This window comes from Oceanobacillus timonensis, assembly GCF_900166635.1.
In the GTDB taxonomy this organism is placed as follows: Bacteria; Bacillota; Bacilli; order Bacillales; family Amphibacillaceae; genus Oceanobacillus; species Oceanobacillus timonensis.
Genome location: NZ_LT800497.1, coordinates 2,566,668 through 2,586,737 on the forward strand (window position 1 = coordinate 2,566,668; position 20,070 = coordinate 2,586,737).

The 20,070-nt window shown below is 39.0% G+C and carries 20 protein-coding genes and 1 riboswitch; of the genes, 4 read left to right on the forward strand and 16 right to left on the reverse strand.

The features are described 5' to 3' along the window. Positions 1-82: 82 nt before the first annotated feature. The 3 genes from B7E05_RS12525 (at position 83) to B7E05_RS12535 (ending at position 1,210) form a co-directional block, all read left to right on the forward strand. A complete protein-coding gene (locus B7E05_RS12525; protein WP_080874519.1) occupies positions 83-280 on the forward strand; it encodes a hypothetical protein in 198 nt (65 codons plus the stop codon). A gap of 111 nt (positions 281-391) precedes the next feature. Then, positions 392-640 carry a hypothetical protein gene (locus B7E05_RS12530; RefSeq protein ID WP_080874520.1) on the forward strand — a complete coding sequence of 83 codons (249 nt, stop codon included), beginning with the start codon at positions 392-394 and terminating at the stop codon, positions 638-640. Between the two features lie 231 nt (positions 641-871). Then, positions 872-1,210, forward strand: coding sequence for a TM2 domain-containing protein (locus B7E05_RS12535; protein ID WP_245833084.1), 339 nt, complete (start codon positions 872-874; stop codon positions 1,208-1,210). A gap of 90 nt (positions 1,211-1,300) precedes the next feature. Here the strand turns inward: B7E05_RS12535 and B7E05_RS12540 are convergent, their stop codons facing one another. The 10 genes from B7E05_RS12540 to B7E05_RS12585 all read right to left on the reverse strand — a co-directional run bounded on the left by B7E05_RS12540 (position 1,301) and on the right by B7E05_RS12585 (position 8,975). After that, positions 1,301-1,933, reverse strand: coding sequence for a response regulator (locus B7E05_RS12540; protein WP_080874522.1), 633 nt, complete (start codon positions 1,931-1,933; stop codon positions 1,301-1,303). Next, positions 1,926-2,978, reverse strand: a complete 1,053-nt coding sequence (locus B7E05_RS12545) for a sensor histidine kinase (RefSeq protein WP_080874523.1) — start codon at positions 2,976-2,978, stop codon at positions 1,926-1,928. Before B7E05_RS12545 ends, B7E05_RS12540 begins: the two co-directional genes overlap by 8 nt. Beyond that, positions 2,975-3,709 (reverse strand): cell wall-active antibiotics response protein LiaF, encoded by a 735-nt coding sequence (gene liaF, locus B7E05_RS12550; RefSeq protein ID WP_080874524.1) that lies wholly within the window; start codon positions 3,707-3,709, stop codon positions 2,975-2,977. The genes B7E05_RS12545 and liaF overlap by 4 nt, the downstream gene beginning before the upstream one ends. Before the next feature lie 104 nt (positions 3,710-3,813). Then, positions 3,814-4,449: a PspA/IM30 family protein gene (locus B7E05_RS12555; RefSeq protein ID WP_080874525.1), complete on the reverse strand. Its 636-nt coding sequence runs from the start codon at positions 4,447-4,449 to the stop codon at positions 3,814-3,816. Between the two features lie 26 nt (positions 4,450-4,475). Beyond that, positions 4,476-4,829 (reverse strand): lmo0954 family membrane protein, encoded by a 354-nt coding sequence (locus B7E05_RS12560; protein WP_080874526.1) that lies wholly within the window; start codon positions 4,827-4,829, stop codon positions 4,476-4,478. Positions 4,830-5,040: 211 nt separating this feature from the next. Beyond that, positions 5,041-5,334, reverse strand: coding sequence for an RNA polymerase alpha subunit C-terminal domain-containing protein (locus B7E05_RS12565; RefSeq protein WP_080874527.1), 294 nt, complete (start codon positions 5,332-5,334; stop codon positions 5,041-5,043). A 79-nt stretch (positions 5,335-5,413) separates the two neighbouring features. Next, entirely contained in the window at positions 5,414-5,857 is a 444-nt protein-coding gene (locus tag B7E05_RS12570) for a GNAT family N-acetyltransferase (protein ID WP_080874528.1), read from the reverse strand. A gap of 143 nt (positions 5,858-6,000) precedes the next feature. Next, positions 6,001-7,158, reverse strand: coding sequence for a serine hydrolase (locus B7E05_RS12575; RefSeq protein WP_080874529.1), 1,158 nt, complete (start codon positions 7,156-7,158; stop codon positions 6,001-6,003). A gap of 22 nt (positions 7,159-7,180) precedes the next feature. Next, on the reverse strand, positions 7,181-8,047 hold the full coding sequence (locus tag B7E05_RS12580; RefSeq protein WP_179134537.1) for an ABC transporter permease: 867 nt from the start codon (positions 8,045-8,047) through the stop codon (positions 7,181-7,183). Next, complete coding sequence (locus B7E05_RS12585) at positions 8,040-8,975, reverse strand: ABC transporter ATP-binding protein (RefSeq protein WP_080874531.1); 936 nt, start codon at positions 8,973-8,975, stop codon at positions 8,040-8,042. The genes B7E05_RS12580 and B7E05_RS12585 overlap by 8 nt, the downstream gene beginning before the upstream one ends. 383 nt (positions 8,976-9,358) lie before the next feature. Here B7E05_RS12585 and B7E05_RS12590 point away from each other — a divergent pair, with 383 nt between their 5' ends. After that, on the forward strand, positions 9,359-9,586 hold the full coding sequence (locus B7E05_RS12590) for a hypothetical protein (RefSeq protein ID WP_143833234.1): 228 nt from the start codon (positions 9,359-9,361) through the stop codon (positions 9,584-9,586). Between the two features lie 86 nt (positions 9,587-9,672). On the opposite strand, the gene B7E05_RS12595 is transcribed toward B7E05_RS12590, so the two are convergent. From B7E05_RS12595 to B7E05_RS12620, 6 genes are all read right to left on the reverse strand, one after another. Continuing rightward, positions 9,673-10,839 (reverse strand): CAP domain-containing protein, encoded by a 1,167-nt coding sequence (locus tag B7E05_RS12595; protein WP_080874533.1) that lies wholly within the window; start codon positions 10,837-10,839, stop codon positions 9,673-9,675. Between the two features lie 195 nt (positions 10,840-11,034). Then, a complete protein-coding gene (locus B7E05_RS12600) occupies positions 11,035-12,258 on the reverse strand; it encodes a DUF819 family protein (protein ID WP_080874534.1) in 1,224 nt (407 codons plus the stop codon). Positions 12,259-12,438: 180 nt separating this feature from the next. After that, entirely contained in the window at positions 12,439-13,320 is an 882-nt protein-coding gene (gene dapA / locus B7E05_RS12605; protein ID WP_080874535.1) for a 4-hydroxy-tetrahydrodipicolinate synthase, read from the reverse strand. A 394-nt stretch (positions 13,321-13,714) separates the two neighbouring features. Further along, a riboswitch (Lysine riboswitch) is annotated at positions 13,715-13,895 on the reverse strand. Positions 13,896-14,108: 213 nt separating this feature from the next. After that, positions 14,109-15,035, reverse strand: a complete 927-nt coding sequence (gene cysK, locus B7E05_RS12610; RefSeq protein ID WP_080874536.1) for a cysteine synthase A — start codon at positions 15,033-15,035, stop codon at positions 14,109-14,111. Between the two features lie 333 nt (positions 15,036-15,368). Beyond that, entirely contained in the window at positions 15,369-16,265 is an 897-nt protein-coding gene (locus B7E05_RS12615) for a 5'-3' exonuclease (RefSeq protein WP_080874537.1), read from the reverse strand. After that, entirely contained in the window at positions 16,262-19,894 is a 3,633-nt protein-coding gene (locus tag B7E05_RS12620) for a dynamin family protein (RefSeq protein WP_245833085.1), read from the reverse strand. The genes B7E05_RS12615 and B7E05_RS12620 overlap by 4 nt, the downstream gene beginning before the upstream one ends. Between the last annotated feature and the right edge of the window lie 176 nt (positions 19,895-20,070).

Here is a 20,070-nt window from a genome sequence, read left to right on the forward strand (position 1 = left end):
ATAAAATTATTGTAAATTTTGTGCAAAATGATATTTAAACTCATGTACAACATGTTGAAATGAAACAGGAGGGTGAATAAACATGAAAAAACATACAAAACTGGGAAAGAGAATTTTTTGGGCAGGTTTTTTATTTACTATGTTAGGAATAGCTTTTAATAAAAGTATAGGTACCATAACAGATGGTCCAGAAATCCTCTCCACTTTTTCTGTACCTTCCATCATTATAGGAATAATTATAGTCATTACTTCTAATTTCTTTACAAACAAGAAGGTTTAGTTGTTTTCCTTCTTCATAGTGATTGATGTTTAAGGCTAGAAAACGATGGGAAGAAGGTTACCATAAGAATATATCTTAATATAGCACCTACTATGTATGGAGGTGACCGGAATGATTATTGTTTTTGTCATTATCATTTTGCTGATTCTTTTCGTAAATAAAAGATTTACAAATAGAGATTCAAAACCAAAATTCTCCGCACAGATCGGAATGGCAGCGGTTGTCATTGCCACAACGATGCTTACGCTGTTTAATGATAATGCAGGCAATCAAGCTTTCAAATATATTGCTGTGGGAATAGGGATCATGTCCGCTGTGGCGATTTTATATGAAGCATTTATTACAAAAACAGAAACTTAACAGCAATTCAAAAACTGTAAAAGTACCTAAAAATTTTAACCACGTCACAATCTTCTTTGCTGAAATTTTATACTTTAAAAAATCATTTGATTTTGTATTGACATTTTTTTCGTAAATCAACATAATAAAGAAATAAGATACAAATTCCCTCTATCAAAGTAACTAGAGGAAATGATTCGCAAATCTTATTTTGTTGTATCTTATAATTACTTGAAGAAAGAAGGTGACAAGTTGCCCTTATCAACACAAGAAAAACTATATGTGAATTCAGAAATTGAAAGAAAAGGAAAAAATATTGTAGTAGCATACCTTTTAGCTATATTCTTAGGTACATTAGGTATTCATCGATTCTACTTAGGTAAAGTTGGCAGCGCCGTTTCTATGCTTATACTCTGGATTTTCGGAATTATAACAACTTTTATTCTTATAGGCGGTGTCGTATTATTTGCATTGGGCATTTGGGTTATCGTCGATTTATTTTTAATTCCTGGCATGATTAAACAAAACCATAATCAAATCGAAGTAGAAGTAACTCGAAACTTGGAAAATCAAAAAGTTCAAAGTCAATAAAATACATAGGCAAAGCTCAGGTACATTTGGGCTTTGCCTTTTCTAGTCCTTCATATATATCATATCCGTTTTCCATTTTGAACGAATCCATCATTCCACCAGTTTATTCTGAAAGGCATAAATCACAGCCTGCGTCCGGTCTTGAACCTCTAATTTTCCTAAAATATTGCTAACATGCACCTTCACCGTTTTTAACGCGATAAACAATTCATCCGCAATTTCCTGATTGGCTTTACCCTTGGCCATTAATAATAATATTTCCTTTTCTCGTTCTGTTAACTGCTCATGTAAAGCAGTCTCCTCTTTCGTCCGCATACGATTCATAATTTTCCCGGTCACTTCCGGTTCCAGGATAGATTGCCCTTCGTAGGTGGCTCGAATTGCTTTGGCAATTTCGCTGGCTTTGGATGTTTTCAGCATATAGCTCGTAGCTCCTGCTTCTAATGCAGGATACACTTTTTCATCATCTAAAAAACTGGTAACGATAATAATCTTCGCTTCCGGCCAGGATGCAATGATTTTCTTTGTCGCTTCAATTCCATCCATTTCCTTCATCACAAGATCCATTAAAATAATATCCGGACGGAGCTCTAATGCCAGGTCAATAGCTTGTGCACCGTCATCTGCTTCTGCAACCACGTCAATATCCGGCTGTGAGGAAAGATAGGCGGATACACCGATTCGTACCATCTCGTGATCATCGACAAATAAAACGTTAATCATTGGTTGGGTCCTCCTTTCTTACAATGGGTACTTTTACTTCTAAACGTGTGCCTTCATTCGGCAGACTAATAATTTTCAATGTGCCTCCAACTTCATAAGCGCGTTCACGCATATTCTGCATGCCATAAGAACTTGTTTTGACACTTTCTGTTTCGAATCCAATTCCATCGTCCACCACACGCATAATAATGTTTTCATCTCTTTCTAGTAATAAAATATGAAGATTTGCAGCTTTCGCGTGACGCAATGTATTGGAAATAGATTCCTGAAAAATCCGGAACAGCTGATCTTCCACCCCTTTATCTACTTGAAATGCTTCGATTTTAGCATCAATTTCCAATGGTACTTTTTGCGTTAATTCTTTTAAAAGTCCTTCTACGCCTTCCTGCAAGGACTTGCCCTTTAAAGCTACAGGGCGTAAATGTAAGAGAAGGGCACGCATCTCCATCTGTGATTGATGAATCATATTTTCCACCATATTCAGCTGTTTCGTTAAAGTCGGATCCTCTGGCTGCCCTGACTCATTAATCGCCGACATCAGCATGGAAGCCGCAAAGAGCTGTTGACTGACAGAATCATGCAGTTCTCTGGCCAAGCGATTTCTTTCCTGTTCCACGACTTCCTGCAGGCTTTGTTCCCGTTCATTAGCTCTTTCCGTCGCAATTTTTTGGGCATGTTCTGTCTGCGCCCGTAATTTTTCCTGAACTTGGTTCACTTGGACAGAGATTGCCTCCAGTTCTTTCGGAATATCATCGGTTTCAATAGGCTTTTCTCCTTTTACAATTCCTGTAAGCATTTTTTCTACCTTTTTCAAATTCCCCTTCCAATACCAGCCGATAATCGCGCCGATAATGGAACCAAATGTTAGCACAAATGCCAATACAGTAAGAAGAAAAGAAACATCTCCAATTTGGCCTTCCCAGAGCGCACTCCACCCTGCTGTTTCATTGATGGAAAAAGTAACAAAGGTCGCAACAACCGCAGCAATAGCCAGAACAAAACTGCAAGCAATGGACAAAAGAACAAAACGAATAATGGTATTCATATGCGTTTCACCTCAATATCTCCGGAAAATAAAGAAGTGACAATCTTCACTCTTTGCTGCGCTGTACTATAGTTTGTTGTTTCATAATGAAGCGATTTGTTCATCAGACCTCCATGATACACGCCAAAAATCGATGCTCTGCCAAAGATGGAACTATGATGGATGCTGACCTCTACTTCATAAGGTACATAAATCTCAATATTTCCTACGATATGACGGATAGAGATGACTGCTGTATCATATGGCAATACTGTATTACTTAAATCAATAACACGATCACCATAAATCCCATGCATATTGACGTCCTTCCATTGATAAGCTGTCTCTTCCGTCCGAAAATCATCAAAAAAACGTTCATCAAATAAATTATCCACTTGAACAAGCGGCTCTTCCTCTGTTAAACCCGATTTATTTGGCAGTTCCGGTTGTTCTTTACTGGGTTCTTTCGTTGCTTTGACATAATTTAAAATGAAAACAACAATAGCAACAACGATTAAAAATCGTACTGCAAGTAAATTAAAAATGTTGAGAATGAAGGATATTGCTGCAATCGCAAACACGATCTTCCAGCCCAGGGAATGCAGTCTTTTCCAGCTGAAATATACAAAGAAACCGGTAATCAATGCCGATATCAGTGATCCGCCATGAAAAAAGACGATTTCAAAAATGAGAAGAATGGCGACAGTAATGCCTATCCAATTTAAATTTCTCGTGCTGAGCTGTTTAAACATCCTGCCATTCTCCTTTCGTTTATTTCTTATGTAAATATACAGGCGCAAGAAAGACCTGCACCTGTATAAGTATACCATGATTTTTCCATTTCTAGCTATCGATTCTAGTTTGTTTCCTTTTCATCCAACTTCTTTTCAATGGCGGCAATTTTATTGTCAAATGTGCTTTGGTAGTAAGAACTGTTTACTCTGTATTCCAGATTTTCGATATATTGTTCCATTTCTTCAAACTTGGAGAAAGGTTTTTCCGGTGATTCCTCCACGACGCGATTGATTTGATGATTTGCCTTTGCAATGTTTTCCCGTCCCATTAACTCCATCCGGCGCAAGTGCATATCCTTTAGGCGATGCTTCATTTCTTCATATTTCTGCTCCAGATTTTCAAGCTGCGTAATCGCTTCTTCTCTGGATGCTTTCATGCGTTCTGCGCGATTTTGATACTCTTCATGCTCTTTTAAAGCAAATTCATGCATTTCCTCTTCTTGCGCACGGTCGGCAATTTGTGCTTGTTTCAAGCGTTTATCTGCAAGGTCTTGTGCTTTCATATATTCGCGGGCAAATTCTTCTTTTAATTTATATTGACGATCAATCAGTTTTTTTACTTTTTCTTTTTCCTGTTCACTTTGGCGCAGGTAATGATTAAGTGCAGCGATTGGGTTTTTTTGTTCCTTTTTATCCATCATCGTGTGTAAATCTGCTGAAATAGAATCTTTCATTCGTGTAAAAATATTTGTTGACATAATCAATCTCTCCTTTGAATGTAATATTATTTATTTAACTCTGCCCACTGTTTTTCAAAATTGGTAAATGGATCATCATCTTCCTTTATTTCGTGGACAACAGAGCTTTCCGGTGTGTTCCAGTTCTTATAGATCAGGTAAAGTGCATAAGCTGCTGCGACGCCTAATACAGCATAAATGTTAGAGAATGTGATGCTTACAACAATCAATCCCAGAATCACCCATCCTACTTTGGCAGCGGTGGAATCTGTACTGATAAATTTTTTAAAGCATATATAGAGCAGCCATACGCTTAAAGCAAGTAATACCATCGGCCCAAGATTTGCGAGCAAGATCAGTAATGCAACCAGCCCGCCGATAAATAACATGAATTTTTTCATTCCGTTTTCCTCCTTTTGTTATTGTATCTTTATCTTACCGGGGATTTTGTTTTCTCGTAATGAGCCTGAGCAATATCTTTGTCTAAGCCTTAGGGTCTATGCCCTTCTAAACCTCCTAAACAGCACTTTTACAAGCCATCTAGTTCCAGCTGCTAAAACGCAAAAATGGAATGATATCTCTGACTGAGATGCCATTCCATTTCGATTCTACCTATTCTGTTTTAAATGTAAGTTCTTTGTTTTCCAGCGCCTTTGTCAGAGCCGGCATCGATGCTGGGCCAATGCCATGTAGAGCTAATATTTCTCGCTTGGTATGAGCTGCCATCTGCTCTTCTGTAGTAATGCCTTCGTGGATAAGTGCTCTTCTTGCCGGAGCGGAAAGTGCCGCTAAAAAGCCACTTTCCGGTTTATTTTCTTTTTCACAAGTCGGACAGCTTTCACAATCGGAACTTTTAAAGAAAATATGTCCATTCTTGCATACTTTTCTTTGTTTTTGGCCGGTCATCGAATTTCCTCTTTTCTTATTTTATCATTTAAAGAATAATACGCTAACTCATTAGTTTACATAATATAATTATAGTTATCTAAATGCGCTTTTCCATAATGATTTCTCCTTCCGGATCATACTCCCCTGTCCGGACGAAACCATGCTTTTTATATAATTGTTCCGCTAGATGGTTTCCTGGAACAAAGCTTAAACGTATGACCTGGACATCATAACGTGCATGGATATATGCTTCAATTAATGGGATGAACTGATTGGCATAACCTTGTCCCTGATAGCGGTAATCAATCATAAACCGGTCAAACCAGATGCTCTTTTTTTCAGCAACATAAAAACCGACCATGGCATAGCCGACAGGTTTGTTATCTGCATAAAGCCCAAGGGAAGTAGTCAACGCTTCAATAAAACTTTCCGCTAGGCAAAAAGGAACACTCTCTATAAATGCTTTTTGATTTTCAGCTGCTTCTAATACAGCAATTTCTCTCCAATTTTCTTTATTAACTTCTTTTATATCAATAGACACTCATTTGCACCGCTCTCTCTGTGTTTATTTTATTAATGATAGAATAACTACCACCTTTTAAAAAGGGTAAAAAAGGATACTTACAAATTAAAATCCCCTAGTACGGTGCCAATCACCAGCACTAGGGGAACTCGTCAGGACTATTATTCAGCTAACATCTCTCTGACTTCCTCACGAAAATCTTTCTCATGGATTAATTTATCCGTTAAAGCCTGCATCTGCATCGTTGCAATCTCCAGTTCAGACAGGTTGAGGTCATTTGTAAATAAAACTAGCTCCAATCGATTTCCATCCGCATCTTCTGCATACACAGCCTGATTCAAAACAAAAGCAGTGCTTCCGCCTTTTTGCGCGGCACGTACAATCGATTCATTCGCTACATCCATGTTAAAAATAGCATCTAATTCGTCATAAAATGCTTCGGAGTAATATTCCTTTTTATTCAGCATCGCCATGATGTGATGATAATCTTCCGCTGTCGCATGTGTCAGGCGATCCGACCAGACCTTTTGAATCGGCATATCAAGTAAAGCACTTGCTTCTTCTTTTTCCTCTGCACTTAACGGCTCCTCTTGCCATTCTTCAAAAAGATCGCTCGCTATTTGCCGGTAAGCATCATCATCTACATCGCGTAATGCTGCTTCCAACTCACCTTCTTCTAAATGCTTCTCTTCCATCACCCTTTGAGGGATAGCGATACTTGCGGTTAACGGATAAATCGGCTCATGATGGTTCAAATCCAATTCTTCTACCCGATTATTTACTTCTTCTAATCCCAGTCTTTCTATTAAATAATCGGTATTGGCATTAGAACTAAAGTCCATCATACCTTGTGCGATTTGTTCCAGGGAAACATCGCCTTCTTCGTCTTCCAGTGTACTTTTCCAGGCATCATGCGCTCCGCCATCCGTATTCGGAAAATAATACTTGTCCACTTCCTCCATAGCCACCGTTTGAGAAGGATCAATGTCACCTGCTTCTGCTTGACCAGCAAATTCCATTGCAATCATTATTTTAACTACACTGGCAAGCGGCATGGCTAATTCGGTATTCATTTCCGCTATTGGTTCATCATTCCAAGTCGCTAAAAAAGAAACGCGCTCCGAATCTTGATTTTCTTTTATAAAGTCCATCAACAACCCTGTTGCTGGATCCAGATTTTGCTTTTCATTATTATCTTCGGAATCATCCGCTTGTCCTGAATGATTTTCCTTGTCTTCCTTCTCTTCCTCATTATCGCTGGCACAAGCAGCTAAAAGGAGAAGCAAGCTGCAGAGCAAAAAAGCATACGTTTTTTTCACGATAGATAGACCGCCTTTCCGACTAATTTCCAGCTACATCTCGTTTTTTGAAAGTCAGCCACCCTATTACCATAAATATCACATAGTAAACAAGAAGCACAGCAGCGGAAAAGCCTAAGGAGGTTCCTTCAATCATTGGTGATCCTTCAAAAGTACTTTGCAAGTTCAGATGTGCGGTTAATAAATATTTACTAATTTCATATTGGCTTACCAGCATCGTAATCATTGGTGAAGCAATGAATATAACAATGCTTGCTGCAATGGCCATAGCACTGCCTTTAAATAAAATCGCAATCATGAAAGAAAAGGTTGCCACAATAATTAATGGTATAAGGCTGAACAAGATGTCTTTCCCAATCGAAGTTATCACCGAAACTTCCGTATATCCGGACCCCATATTATCGACAATCGTTGGATTCCAGGAGTCGACACCAAAAAAGAGAAGCCCTATAATCATAGAAAGAATAATGGTATATAAAATCATTACCAATGCGAACAACAAAACGGTAATATATTTTGAGGTTAAAATGGTTCCTCTTCCTGCCGGGCGAATCAATAATAATTTAATCGTTCCCCATTTATATTCATTGGAAATAATTTTAGCTGCAACAACGATAATGAAAATCGTAATGAAGCTGGTCATAGAGATATTTTCTGCCACGAAGGCCCACATATCGTAAGCAGGAACTTCTAATCCCATGGATTGATAGGCCTGCATCAGCTCTGCTTGAAAAGTTCCATCAACCATCGCACTTGGGTTCACAACAAAGCTTGTAACCATACCCATACCAATCAAGAGGAAGCCGATAATAATATACATCGCCCAGGTAGATTTATAATGATGCAGTTTGATAAATTCGTTTTTTATTAGCTGACCCAAATTACTCAATGACATTCTCTCCAATCAAATCAAAAAATTTATCTTCTAGCGTATTTGTCGATACCTGAACTTCATACACATTAATGTTATGGTTTAATAATTCTTTAAGCACAGCCGGTATTTGTTCCCGTTTAACAGCTGTTTTTATGGTTGATTCGTCTACCGCTTCAACATGGAGTGTTTCATCATCCAAACTGTCCAAATGCACTTTTGCAGCCTGGGCATTGTTGACGGAGATGGTATACTCTGACACATCGTCTTTCTCAGCTTGTCTGTTCTTTTCCACATCTTCCACGGCAATTAAAGCGCCATTTTTTATAACGCCAATGCGATCACACATTAATTCAATCTCAGATAGTAAATGGCTGGACACAATCACACTGACGTTTTCCTTTTCTGCCAATGTCCGGATATACTGGCGAATTTCCTTCATTCCGGAGGGATCCAGTCCGTTGGTCGGCTCATCTAAAATGAGAATCGACGGTTTATGTAACAAAGCTTGTGCAATGCCTAACCGCTGCCGCATTCCAAGAGAGTACCCGCCAACTTTTTCATTGACGACCTTTTCCAGTCCGACTAATCGAACAACCTCTTCTATTCGTTCTTTCGTTGTCCCTGGAATCATCCGGGCAAATTGTTCCAAATTCTTTCTTCCTGTTAAGAAAGGATACATTTCCGGATTCTCCACAATGGCTCCCACTTCTCTGATTGCTTCTGCATAATCGGTTTGAATGCTTTTCCCGACAATGCGAATGTCACCTTCTGTTAATTTCATCAGACCAACCATCATCCGGATCGTAGTCGTTTTACCGGCCCCATTCGGCCCGACAAAACCAAAAACTTCCCCTTTCTTTATTTGAAAGTTGACGTCTTTAATAATTTCTTTGTCTTTAATGCGTTTACTGACATTTGTTAGTTCCATTGCAATCTCAGTCAATTCATGACCTCCTCGTCCATTTTTTCTGTCTAATTAAGTTATACGAAAGAATAACTTAAAAGTTTCACACCCATCTCTATTTTACGCAGTGTAACTTGCTGTATGATTCCCGATTCAAGAAAAGAAAAAACGTACGATTCATTCATAGCGGCCTTTTTACTGTCCATAACGATCTGGGTGGTCTTCGAGTAAAGAAAAAGATAATAATCTATACAACAGATACATGCTTTACGCAAAAATGTGTTAGCTCCTATTAGGTTTGTCTAATCCCTTTTTTCTTCTTTGCGTATATTGATTGGGAAAGGAGGGATAAGCTATGTGCGGTCATCACTCATCAAGAGAAAAGTGTAAAGATCCTTGTCGCAACACAAGTCGCCCAGGAGGTGACTATCGTCACAGAGATCATAAATCCTGTCACTGTGGCAGCAGACATGAAAGCCATTGCGGATGCAGAAGCAGACATGAAAAACGTTGTCATTGCCGAGATCATCACAGCAACGATCATCATCACAAATGTCGTGAATCGAATCATTGTGATAACAGACAGCGTCATAGAAATAGAAGGAGATTCTGCTTTTGTTGTAACAGCTTCTACTAATAAAAGCATATAAAAAGCGAACCCTCATCCTTTAAAAAAACCCGCAGGCTATTAGATTTTGCTTCTAACAGCTTGCGGGTGTTCTAAAATCAGAACACATTATTGATAAAAATTTTCCGTATAAAATGGCTGATCGCTTTCATTAAAATCAACGCCTATGCCTAAATGGCTAAATGTATCGTGTAAAATGTTTTCTCGGTGTCCCTCTGAATTCATCAATCCCTGATGAGCAAACACACTGCTGAATTGTCCATACGCAAGATTTTCTCCCGCACTTAAGAAGGAAATGTCGTCTTCCCGCATTCGATCAAAAGGGGACTGTCCATCTAGATTCGTATGATTGAAAAATTGATTGGCAGCCATATCCGTACTGTGTTTTCTCGCCGTTTCTCTTACTTCTTCGTCCCACTCCAAAATAGACAGGTCATGCTTCACACGAGTTGCATTGGTTAAATCAAATAATTGATATTCCAGCCCTTCTTTCAGCTCTTCATTGCCAGGCGTATAAAGGGTGCTTTTTGCAGATTCTAAATCCTCGTCTATCAGCTGGATGGCTGTGACTTCATCTGATTCATGCAGATCATAAAAGATGGTTGCGTACGTGCCATCCATATGATAAACATCATATTCCCCTTCACTCTCAATGTTATAATTAAACCAGCCATTACGGATCACCTCTTCCGGCTCACCTAATGTCTCATTGACAAATGATTTGGAATCACCCAATTCAATATCATGCTGCGAAGACAGTAAATCCTGATTGGTAAAGAGTCCACGTACAACCTCCTGCTCATCGTACGCTACCATCATAAAGTTTTTATAATTTTCATGATACGTAGACCACTCGACGCCATACTCATTTTGACTTTGACGTGCCGGCTCACTGTACATGTCTTCCACCTGTTCTTTTGTATCTCCAATCTCCACATTACCAACAGAAAAGGACTGTTCTTCTGGAGTAGTGAGTTCAGGTGTTTCTACTTGCTCATACTCTCTGTTTGTATCTGAACCGGTTATGGAATCTACCAAAGACGTTGCCTCATCGGATATTTGACGAAAATAAAAGTCATTATCTATCGCATCTGTCACAAAGTCGCTTACATAAGAAAACGCATCATTGACAGCATCCGGGACCAAATCACGAACCGGATCTTCCCATAGCGTTTTTGTCCAAACAGCTAATAATATAATAAACAGCAAAAATAATAATCGCTTGAAAATTGCTATCCCAACCTTTTTTGTCTCTTTAATACAGCAATAGAGCATCAACAGCCGCTATTCTATTATTTACCAAATCAGCTGCTGCTACTCCTTCCATCATAAGTTAATGGACTAACTTATGTGAATTATACTATGTTTGAATTGCTTTCAACAAATCTAAGCATTTTTTCTTTCAAATGCAGCTTACATCAAAAAAATCTGCTCTATCTTAATAGACAGAAACAGATTTTTTACAATTACTTACATGATAGAGCCAAACCAAACAGCAAGAAAGGTACCGATATAATTCCCTACAATATACCCTAGTGTTCCGACGATTAATATCGGTCCGACCAGCTGTTTCCATCCTTTCGCAATCGCAAATGCAGCTGCCGTCGTCGGACCTCCAATATTTGCGTTGCTGGCCAAAAGGATTTCTTCTAAGCTCATCTTGAATAATTTCCCAAAAACAAGTGACAGTATTAAATTAATGGCCACAATAATAAATGCAAATAAAAGTAATAATGGCGCCGTTTGGATAATCAAAGGAATAGAAGCAGGAATTCCGATAACGACAAAAAAGAGGTGAATCAGATACGTACCCATTTCCTGGCTTCCGTTTAACCCGGAAAAATAATTTGGAAATACAGCCAACGCTATAAAAGTCAGTGTTGTCAGTACCAGATACTGGTCTCCTATGATCCCGCTCAATAAGTTATTAAAAAAAGAAGCATCGTCACCGCTTGGGATGATGCCAGCAAAGAATTCTGCAATTTTTAAGGAGACAATAACTAAAAGAAAAGCCGTCCCAATGGAGAGTGCCATATCCTTCAAAGAAACTTCCTTCCGCTTCCAAAAGCTTTCCGCCAATGTCTTATCAGCATCCGATTGCCTTTGTTCTACTTGTTTCACATGCGGCGCTGAATATCGTTTACGGATAAAGTTAACAGCAGGTATCATCATCAGAATAATAAATAACAAAGCCATCATTAAATTATCAGCAACCACAGCTGAAGAGGTAATGGCTTCAGGAGTATCAAATTTAGCAGACATCGCTGCAAAATTCACGCCTCCTCCTGTATATGTAGCACTGAAAATACCACTCAATTGATCTAAAAAAGGAATATGATTCCGCAAAGTAAAAAACGCAATAATGGTTCCTGCCACCGTTCCGATTGAACTCAGCAGGAAAATAAGTAATAATCTGCTGCTTTCCTTCCATATTTTTTTAATGTTCACATGAAATAGCAATAGTGGTATTGCCAATGGAACAATCACAGACCAGACTGCATCATACACCGGTGATTCTAATGGGATAACACCCGTGTTAGATAAAATCATGGCACCGACTAACGCAATAATTGCTCCAGTAACCTTGGAGGCCCAATTGTAGCGCTGTTCCAAATAAATACTGACGGATGCCCAAATAATGATCATTCCCCATAGTGTAATACTGTCATCCGCTTGAATGAATGTTTCACTCATCGACTCCCCATTCCCTTCTCTGTTATTCATTATTTGTATTATATTTTATCATTTAATCTGAATAAGTTGATAGGTATTGTGGTATGTTTTTAGGAATATTGACTATATTGCAGACAAATCCACGCTAAAAACCTCCCTAAATCTAAATGATTTAGAGAGGTTTCAACTTGATAGCGCCAATTATTTTACTTGCTCAAGCAGTTCTAATTTACGATTTAATGATTGCAGCTGCTCATCATTTAATGAAAGTAATGGCAAACGAACACCGCCGACATTTACAGCCTTCCGATTCAAAGCTGCCTTTACCGGAGCTGGACTAGGTGCTGCAAACATTTCCTGCATAACCGGTAAAATGCGCTGATGGATTGAAGCCGCTTTTTTCACTTCTCCCTGTTCATATGCAGTGATCATCTCCTGCATCTCATTACCGATTACATGGGCTGAAACCGAAACAATGCCTACTGCCCCAACTGCAAGAGACGGCAATGTGATTGCATCTTCTCCGCTATATACAGAAAAGCTCGCGTCCGTTTGCGCTACCATTTCCGTTACCTTATCCATATTACCGCTCGCATCTTTAATAGCCACAATATTATCCACCGTCGATAAACGAATAACCGTTTCTGCTGCCAAATCAACAGAAGTTCTGCCAGGTACGTTATATAGCATCACAGGCAATTGCACCGAATCAGCTATCGTTTTAAAATGCGCATGTAAACCGTCCTGAGAAGGTTTATTATAATAAGGTGTTACCAGCATAATAGCATCCACACCTGTTTTTTCAGCAGCTTGTGACAACGCAATAGAGCCTTTTGTTTCGTTGGAACCAGTGCCAGCAATCACTGTAATTCTTCCATTTACTTTTTGTACCGTATGTGAAAATAATGCCAGCTTTTCTTCATTTGATAAAGTTGGGGATTCGCCCGTTGTTCCTGCGACTACCACCCCGTCGGAGCCATTAGCAATCAGATGTTCAATTAAATGATCCAATGCTTCATAATCAATTTCTTGCTGTTCGTTGAATGGCGTTACCATCGCCGTTACCACTTTCCCAAAATTCATAACAACACACCCTTTTTATAGGAAGTTCAAAAAAACTCCAAATGATAAGCGGCGAATCTCTGCGTTGGCGCGGCTTTTCCGATACTCACGTATTTAATAACATACGCTCCGTTCGGAAAAGCCACACCGCCTTGATCTTCTTGCTTCTAATTCGGCCTTTTTTTAAACCTCTTTTTATAATATCAACATTTCATAATGAAAAATAGACGGCAGCACCTTACTAAAGTGCCTTAAAAACTAGAGGGTGGAAAGTAATAAAGATAAGCAGAGTCAGTGTTATTTTCTTACTACTCCCGAATTTATTTTCTCTTATCATTATCCAATACTTTAACAATTTCCACAAAATAAAATGCACCAACGGAGACCGCTGCTGCATAAACATTTCCATGTCCTCTCAGCTGATAGCCCTCCACATAGTCCCCTATATGACAGCACCGGATTTATTCAATCCTGGTTCCAGTACAATAAGAACAGGGCTTATTGTGCTTCGGCAAATCCCCCTTTCTATATGCTTCATCGCCGGCCTGTTCGGACTCCGCATATATACTGATGGTTTTTGCACCTCTATCGTTCACCTATGAATAATGAATTTGACTGTATTATAGCAAGAATAACAAAGAAAAACAATGAAAAATAAAGGTTTTTTTATATTGTATAAAATCGTATGACGTTTCCTGAACTACATACTGCTCTGCCAATGATATAGTGCGTTCAAATAAAGAATCAGCATTTTTAATTTCTTTATTGTAAACTATGCAGTATAAGAAAATAGGTGATTCGCCTGCGTGTTAATTATTGTCTTGCAGAAAATCCATGGACAGGTATCTCTCTCCCGTGTCAGGCGCGATACAGACAACCTTTTGCTCCGAATCAAGACGTTTAGCAACTTCTATCGCTGCATAAACAGCAGCTGCACCAGACGGGCCAATAAACAATCCCTCTTTCTGTGCAAGTTCTTTTAATAAACGTAATGCCTGCTCATCATTAATTTGAATGATTTCATCATAAATAGATGTATTTAAAATTTCAGGTACAAAGCCCGGACTCGTACCTACTAATTTATGCGAACCCGGTTCTCCACCGGATAATACCGGGGAACCTTTAGGCTCCACCACAGCAATATGTAGATCCGGAATGTATTCTTTCAATGATTCCCCTGTGCCTGTCACTGTTCCTCCTGTACCCGCTGTACAAACAAAAGCATCTAATTGATCATTTGTATCTTTTAAAATTTCCAGCGCGGTTGTTTGACGATGGGCGTCCGGATTCGAGATATTTTTAAACTGCTGAGGGATAAAGCTTGCTGGTATTTCCTCTTGCAATTCTAATGCTTTGTTTATGGCACCCGGCATTCTTTCATTGCTTGGTGTTAACACAACTTTTGCTCCATAAGCCTTTAAAAGATTTCTTCTCTCTGCCGTACTATTATCCGGCATCACCAGGATAGCCTCATATCCCTTGGCTGAGGCAGCCATCGCAAGCCCTATTCCTGTATTCCCGCTTGTCGGTTCTATAATCGTGTCCCCGGGATGAATAAGCCCTTCTTGTTCAGCAACTTCAATCATATGAGCTGCAGCCCGGTCCTTTACACTCCCGCTCGGGTTAAACATTTCCAGCTTCACATAAACCTCTGCTGCATTTTCCGGCTGCAGTTTATTTAATTTTACCATCGGCGTATTTCCAATCAATTCCGTAATGTTATCTACTACTCTCATACTTTTTGCTCCCTTCTGTTTACTCTATTCCTTTCATAATCGTCTATCTACAAGACATACCCAGATTTATCTTTATTTATTCTTCCATACTTATCTTCCTCTATTATAACGATGGAAAACCTTTTTACCAAATTTCATTATTATTTTCCATATTTTTAACAATAATAAATACTTATACACCTCTAGTGTACATCCATCATAAAAACTATTTATTTTCAGTTTTTGAAATCCCTAATCTGTGTGCGGTTTTACTTCGCCACTCCAAAAGAAAGGGGGGTATCTTTTATACCCCTACCAGGTACAAAGGATACCCCCATCTTATGTCAGCTGGATTTAAAATGATATCGTTGTATTAGCTCTTAATGGCGCCAGCAACCGGCCCAAATGTTTCCATTCCAGTTTACTTAATTCCGTGGTTACTTTTTCTTCTTGAAAACGCCATGTAAAACTTTCTAAATCACAAGAAATCGGAACATCACATTTTATCTCCGCAAGATTTCTTGATAGATAAAGCATATCCATATCTGCCTGCAATTTATTTTGTACTCCTTTAGGAAGCTTTTCGATATTATCAACTAAATGATCGATTGTTCCAAATTCCTGAAGTAACTTCAATGCTGTTTTTTCTCCAATACCTTTTACTCCAGGGTAATTATCGGAAGAGTCTCCCATCAGCCCTTTTAAATCAATAATTTGTGCAGGAGAAAGTGCTTTTTTCTCATAAAAGTTATCCTTGTCAAAGACTTCATAATTGCCTTGACCTTTCCGCATAATAACCACACGAATATTTTCTTTTACCAATTGCAGTAAATCCTGGTCCCCAGAAAGAATAAATACGTCATTTTCAGGATTATACATATTGGCAAGGGTTCCCATACAATCATCCGCCTCAAAATTTACCAACCCGACATTCGGGATATCAAAAGAATCCACTACTTCTTTTACTAAATCAAATTGGGGAATCAGTTCCACCGGCGGTTCATCGCGATTGGCTTTATAGCCGTCATACATCTGGGTCCGGAAAGTTTTGCTCCCCATATCCCAGCAGCAGACAACATGCGTTGGTTCAAAAGTGTGAATGGCATCTGTTAAATAGCGCAAAAATTGATAAACACCATTTGTCGGAACGCCTTTAGAATTGTACATAAAATTCCCCCGGAAAGATGTTGCAAAAAATCCCCGGAACAGAAGCGCCATTCCATCTACTAATAAAACTTTATTTGCTGTCATGATTTATTTCCTTCCTCTCTATATGCATCCAAAATACTGTTCATTCGTTCTTTGCGCTGCTCTAAATCATCCATATCCACTTCTACAAATAAGCGGTCGATAAATTGCTGATAAAGGACATCCGCTTCATGGACAAGGGTTGTTTTTTCCTGTTCTATTCCTTGATCCCACTGCGCTTGATAAGACAACTGGATTAACCTTCTTCCTTCTTCTATGAAAGTTTGAATATCTGATTCAATGATGGTATATAACTGCTCTTTGATTTCTTCTTTTTGATTTTGAACAAAGAATGTTTTTGTATCTTTAAATCGCGCAAATAATTTCTGAAGCTCCTGCTCCTTTTCAACCGACAGTCGGGTCGTGATATCAGGTGTGTCAAACGAGATCATATCCCATTCTGCTATCGAAAAAACCGGATCCAGGTTTTTCGCTTTTGCAATCATTTCCTGCTGATTGGTTTTTAATAAATCTTTCAAGAGCTGCTCCACTCGTAAAGAAACAGCTAATAACTCCTGATGCAATTCGGTTTCCACATATAACGCCAGCTGTTCAAATTGCTTCGTCAGCTGTTCCCGTCCTGCTTTCCCGGACTCGGTGATGGTTCCTGGATTATACATTTCTTTAAAGAGGTCATGGAACCGGATAGCAAAACGCCCGTTTAAAAAATACGTTTGTTTTTCTAATTTTTGATGCCAGCGATTTTCTGTTGAAGTGACGTCCAGGTTTTCTGCATATTGAATGATTTGCTGATACGCTTGCTGTAAATCTTCTTTTCGTTTTGTTTTTGCTGATTGATCCAGTTTTAAGGATTGAATAAATTGTTCCAGCGCTTCATCTGAACGCTCCATATCGCTGATGGCAGCTCTTTTCGCCAGTGCCGTTAAATCATAATGAATAAAATCATAAAAGCGAGATTCAAAAGCCTGCATCTGCTGATTTAATGGTTTTTGTTCTAATTTCTCTGCTAAAGAGAGCTTGCTTGAAACAGGATAAAGACGCGGAAAACGAATTCCCAATTGCGTTAATTGTTCTTTAACATATCCGGTTACCAGATCTAACTCTTCTTGATTGCTGGCCAAGTCTGCGGCGTTGACAATAAAAAACATTTTATCTAATTCAAATACATCTTTTACTCGCCCCAGCTGCATTAGAAAATCTTTATCTGCGCGGGAAAGCGCATGATTATAATAGGTAACATATAAAATAGCATCTGCCTGTTTGATATATTCAAAGGATACGTTCGTATGCCTGGCATTAATGGAGTCCGCACCAGGCGTATCGACAAGCGTAATGCCCTGCTTTGTTACGGCACAATCATAAAAAAGGTCCATCGATGCAATGTAGCATGCTTTTTCTTCATCTGTCACGTAAGACGCAAATGCATCAAAGGTAATTTTCTTAGATGAGCCGATAACCGATTTCGCCTGCCCATAACCTGCTATCATCGCCCGTAAATACGCTTGATACATTTTTGGTAAACGTGCATCGGTCAGCACTTCTTCTGTTTCCAGCCAGGTAATAAGCTCATCCAGAGAAGCATCAGGCGGCTCACATTCTTTTGCCAAGGTTTGGATGTCATCCTTTAGCATGGCTTCAGATTTAAAAGTGACAATAACGTCCCGATGCTGATTTTCCTTCGTAACCGGGCGAATCCGATTAACTGCTGCAGTGGTTGGATTCGGCGATACCGGCAGGACACGTTCACCCAGAATTGCATTGGCGAAGGATGATTTTCCAGCACTGAAAGCACCAAATAAAGCAATGGTATAAGATCGTTCTGTCAAAGATACTTTTCGTTTCTTTAAATCCTGCTGATAACTTTCAAAACCCGGTAATTGAACCACTTGCAATACATCATCTATATCACGGACAACATCTTGATCGGTATTATGATGCACCGTATTTTCTGTCTCACCTTGTTCATCTGCAGGTTCTTCCACCTGTGCTTCCTCTTTCAACATTTCCAAGTCCGCGGTTCCCTGCTTAGGAGTAACTTGTCGGGCTTTTAGCTCCTCCTTCATCGCAGCGATGATATCTGTTGACACTTCTGGAGCGGCTTCCTGTTCATCTAAATGCTTGAAATAAGCTTCTTCTTCCTTATCAAGCGCCTGATTAGCTTGCTGCTCTTCCTGTTTCTCCTGCAAGCTTTCCAACGCGCGTTTCCGTTCTTCTAACGCGTTCTCATTCTTTGCCTCCAGTTCTTGTTTTACTTCATTTGTTAACTGCCGCATCTTTTTTTTGAAATATGTTTTTAAACTGGAAGCAATTTCATTCGTATAGTTTAAAACATAATCGCCATTAGGGTTCGCACCCTTACGTAAATGACTTTCCAGCAGATCTTCACTTAAAGACCATTCCAGGAAAGAGACACCTTTTTCCTGATAAGAAGAATCAAGTTGATGGGCTTCTATATGTTCATACCACTTATCACGGAGTTTCCATTTTAAAGTTGTTTCCACATTCTTTTCTAAAGCTTCCATAAAGGCTTGTTTTCGTTCTATTTTCGCTTCTTTTGTTTTTTTACTGCTTGTAAATAATCCGCCCACTTTAAAATCAGGTTGCACGGATTCCAAATAACTTTTTGCAAAATCTCTTACATCAGCCGGCATAAGATAAGCATTTTTGACGGTCTGATCCACTTCATCTAAAAAAGAGGCCGCTATATTTTTCGGCTGTTGCTCCAAGTTTTCTATTTCTTGCGTGAGGGTTTCCATTTCCTGGGTCAGGGAAGCTCCGTCAACTTCTCCCAAAGATGCTTTTTGGTTCGACATTTCCCGATGAATTTTTTCTTTATGATCACGGACGATTTGTCGAATGCTTGCATCCATCGTCATGTATTCATCCTTTGATTGCAGCATATGAAATACCGTGTCTTTCAATTCTTCCCACGCATTGTGCGGTGCTTCAGCATTTTTGAGAGATGTGTAGAAAATAGAAGAAGGGTGAAGATTCCATTGATCAAACGTTTGTTTAATTTTTTTATCGAATTCGACAAAAGGCAATTCCGCTTCGTTATGCTTATCTATCTGATTGATAACCACCATAAACGGCAGGCCATTTTCTTGCATCGCCTGCAAAAATAATAGATTTACTTCCGATTGCACATGATTATAATCGGTGACGTAAATCAGATAATCTGATAAATGCAGCGATGCTTCTGTCAGCACCCTATCCACATCATCGGCAGCATCAATACCAGGTGTATCCAAAACAGCTGTTTGCGGCGGCAAAATGGCTTTTCCTGTACTGATGTGCATCTTTTTAATATCATTTTTATTTTGAGTGAACTGTTTAATTTGTTCTAAATTATACGGTTCATGATACTCTACCACTTCTCCATTATGAAAAAACACGTTGACAGTTCCTTCTCCAGATGTGATTTTAACCACATTTGCACTGGTAGGAATCGGACTATTCGCCAAAATTTCTTCCCCTAAAAGGTGGTTAATCAGCGAAGATTTCCCTGCAGAAAAATGACCTGTCAAGGTGATAATAAATTCTTGATCCGTGTATTTTTCCAGCATATCGAGCATCTTATCTGCATTCACTTTGTCCCCTTTGTTTATCATTTCCTGATAGAGAGATGCAATTTGTTGTTCTGTTACCTTTTTTTCCATATACGTGATCACAAGCCTTTACCCCTTTTCCAACTTATTCATAGCTGTTCATCGCTTCGATACTGTTATTCCTGACGTTCGCACTATATCCTTATTATACGGAATATTGGTGTTGATTTCTAGGAATTATTATTTTAGTTTACATAATAATATTATAGTTGATTAAAATAATATGTAAAAACGCTCAG

Coding starts and splice junctions, on each gene's coding strand:
- B7E05_RS12525 (WP_080874519.1), top strand. CDS start 83: ATGAAAAAACATACAAAACTGGGAAAGAGAATTTTTTGGGCAGGTTTT.
- B7E05_RS12530 (WP_080874520.1), top strand. CDS start 392: ATGATTATTGTTTTTGTCATTATCATTTTGCTGATTCTTTTCGTAAAT.
- B7E05_RS12540 (WP_080874522.1), bottom strand. CDS start 1,933: ATGATTAACGTTTTATTTGTCGATGATCACGAGATGGTACGAATCGGT.
- B7E05_RS12545 (WP_080874523.1), bottom strand. CDS start 2,978: ATGAATACCATTATTCGTTTTGTTCTTTTGTCCATTGCTTGCAGTTTT.
- liaF (WP_080874524.1), bottom strand. CDS start 3,709: ATGTTTAAACAGCTCAGCACGAGAAATTTAAATTGGATAGGCATTACT.
- B7E05_RS12555 (WP_080874525.1), bottom strand. CDS start 4,449: ATGTCAACAAATATTTTTACACGAATGAAAGATTCTATTTCAGCAGAT.
- B7E05_RS12560 (WP_080874526.1), bottom strand. CDS start 4,829: ATGAAAAAATTCATGTTATTTATCGGCGGGCTGGTTGCATTACTGATC.
- B7E05_RS12565 (WP_080874527.1), bottom strand. CDS start 5,334: ATGACCGGCCAAAAACAAAGAAAAGTATGCAAGAATGGACATATTTTC.
- B7E05_RS12595 (WP_080874533.1), bottom strand. CDS start 10,839: ATGCTCTATTGCTGTATTAAAGAGACAAAAAAGGTTGGGATAGCAATT.
- B7E05_RS12600 (WP_080874534.1), bottom strand. CDS start 12,258: ATGAGTGAAACATTCATTCAAGCGGATGACAGTATTACACTATGGGGA.
- dapA (WP_080874535.1), bottom strand. CDS start 13,320: ATGAATTTTGGGAAAGTGGTAACGGCGATGGTAACGCCATTCAACGAA.
- cysK (WP_080874536.1), bottom strand. CDS start 15,035: ATGAGAGTAGTAGATAACATTACGGAATTGATTGGAAATACGCCGATG.
- B7E05_RS12615 (WP_080874537.1), bottom strand. CDS start 16,265: ATGACAGCAAATAAAGTTTTATTAGTAGATGGAATGGCGCTTCTGTTC.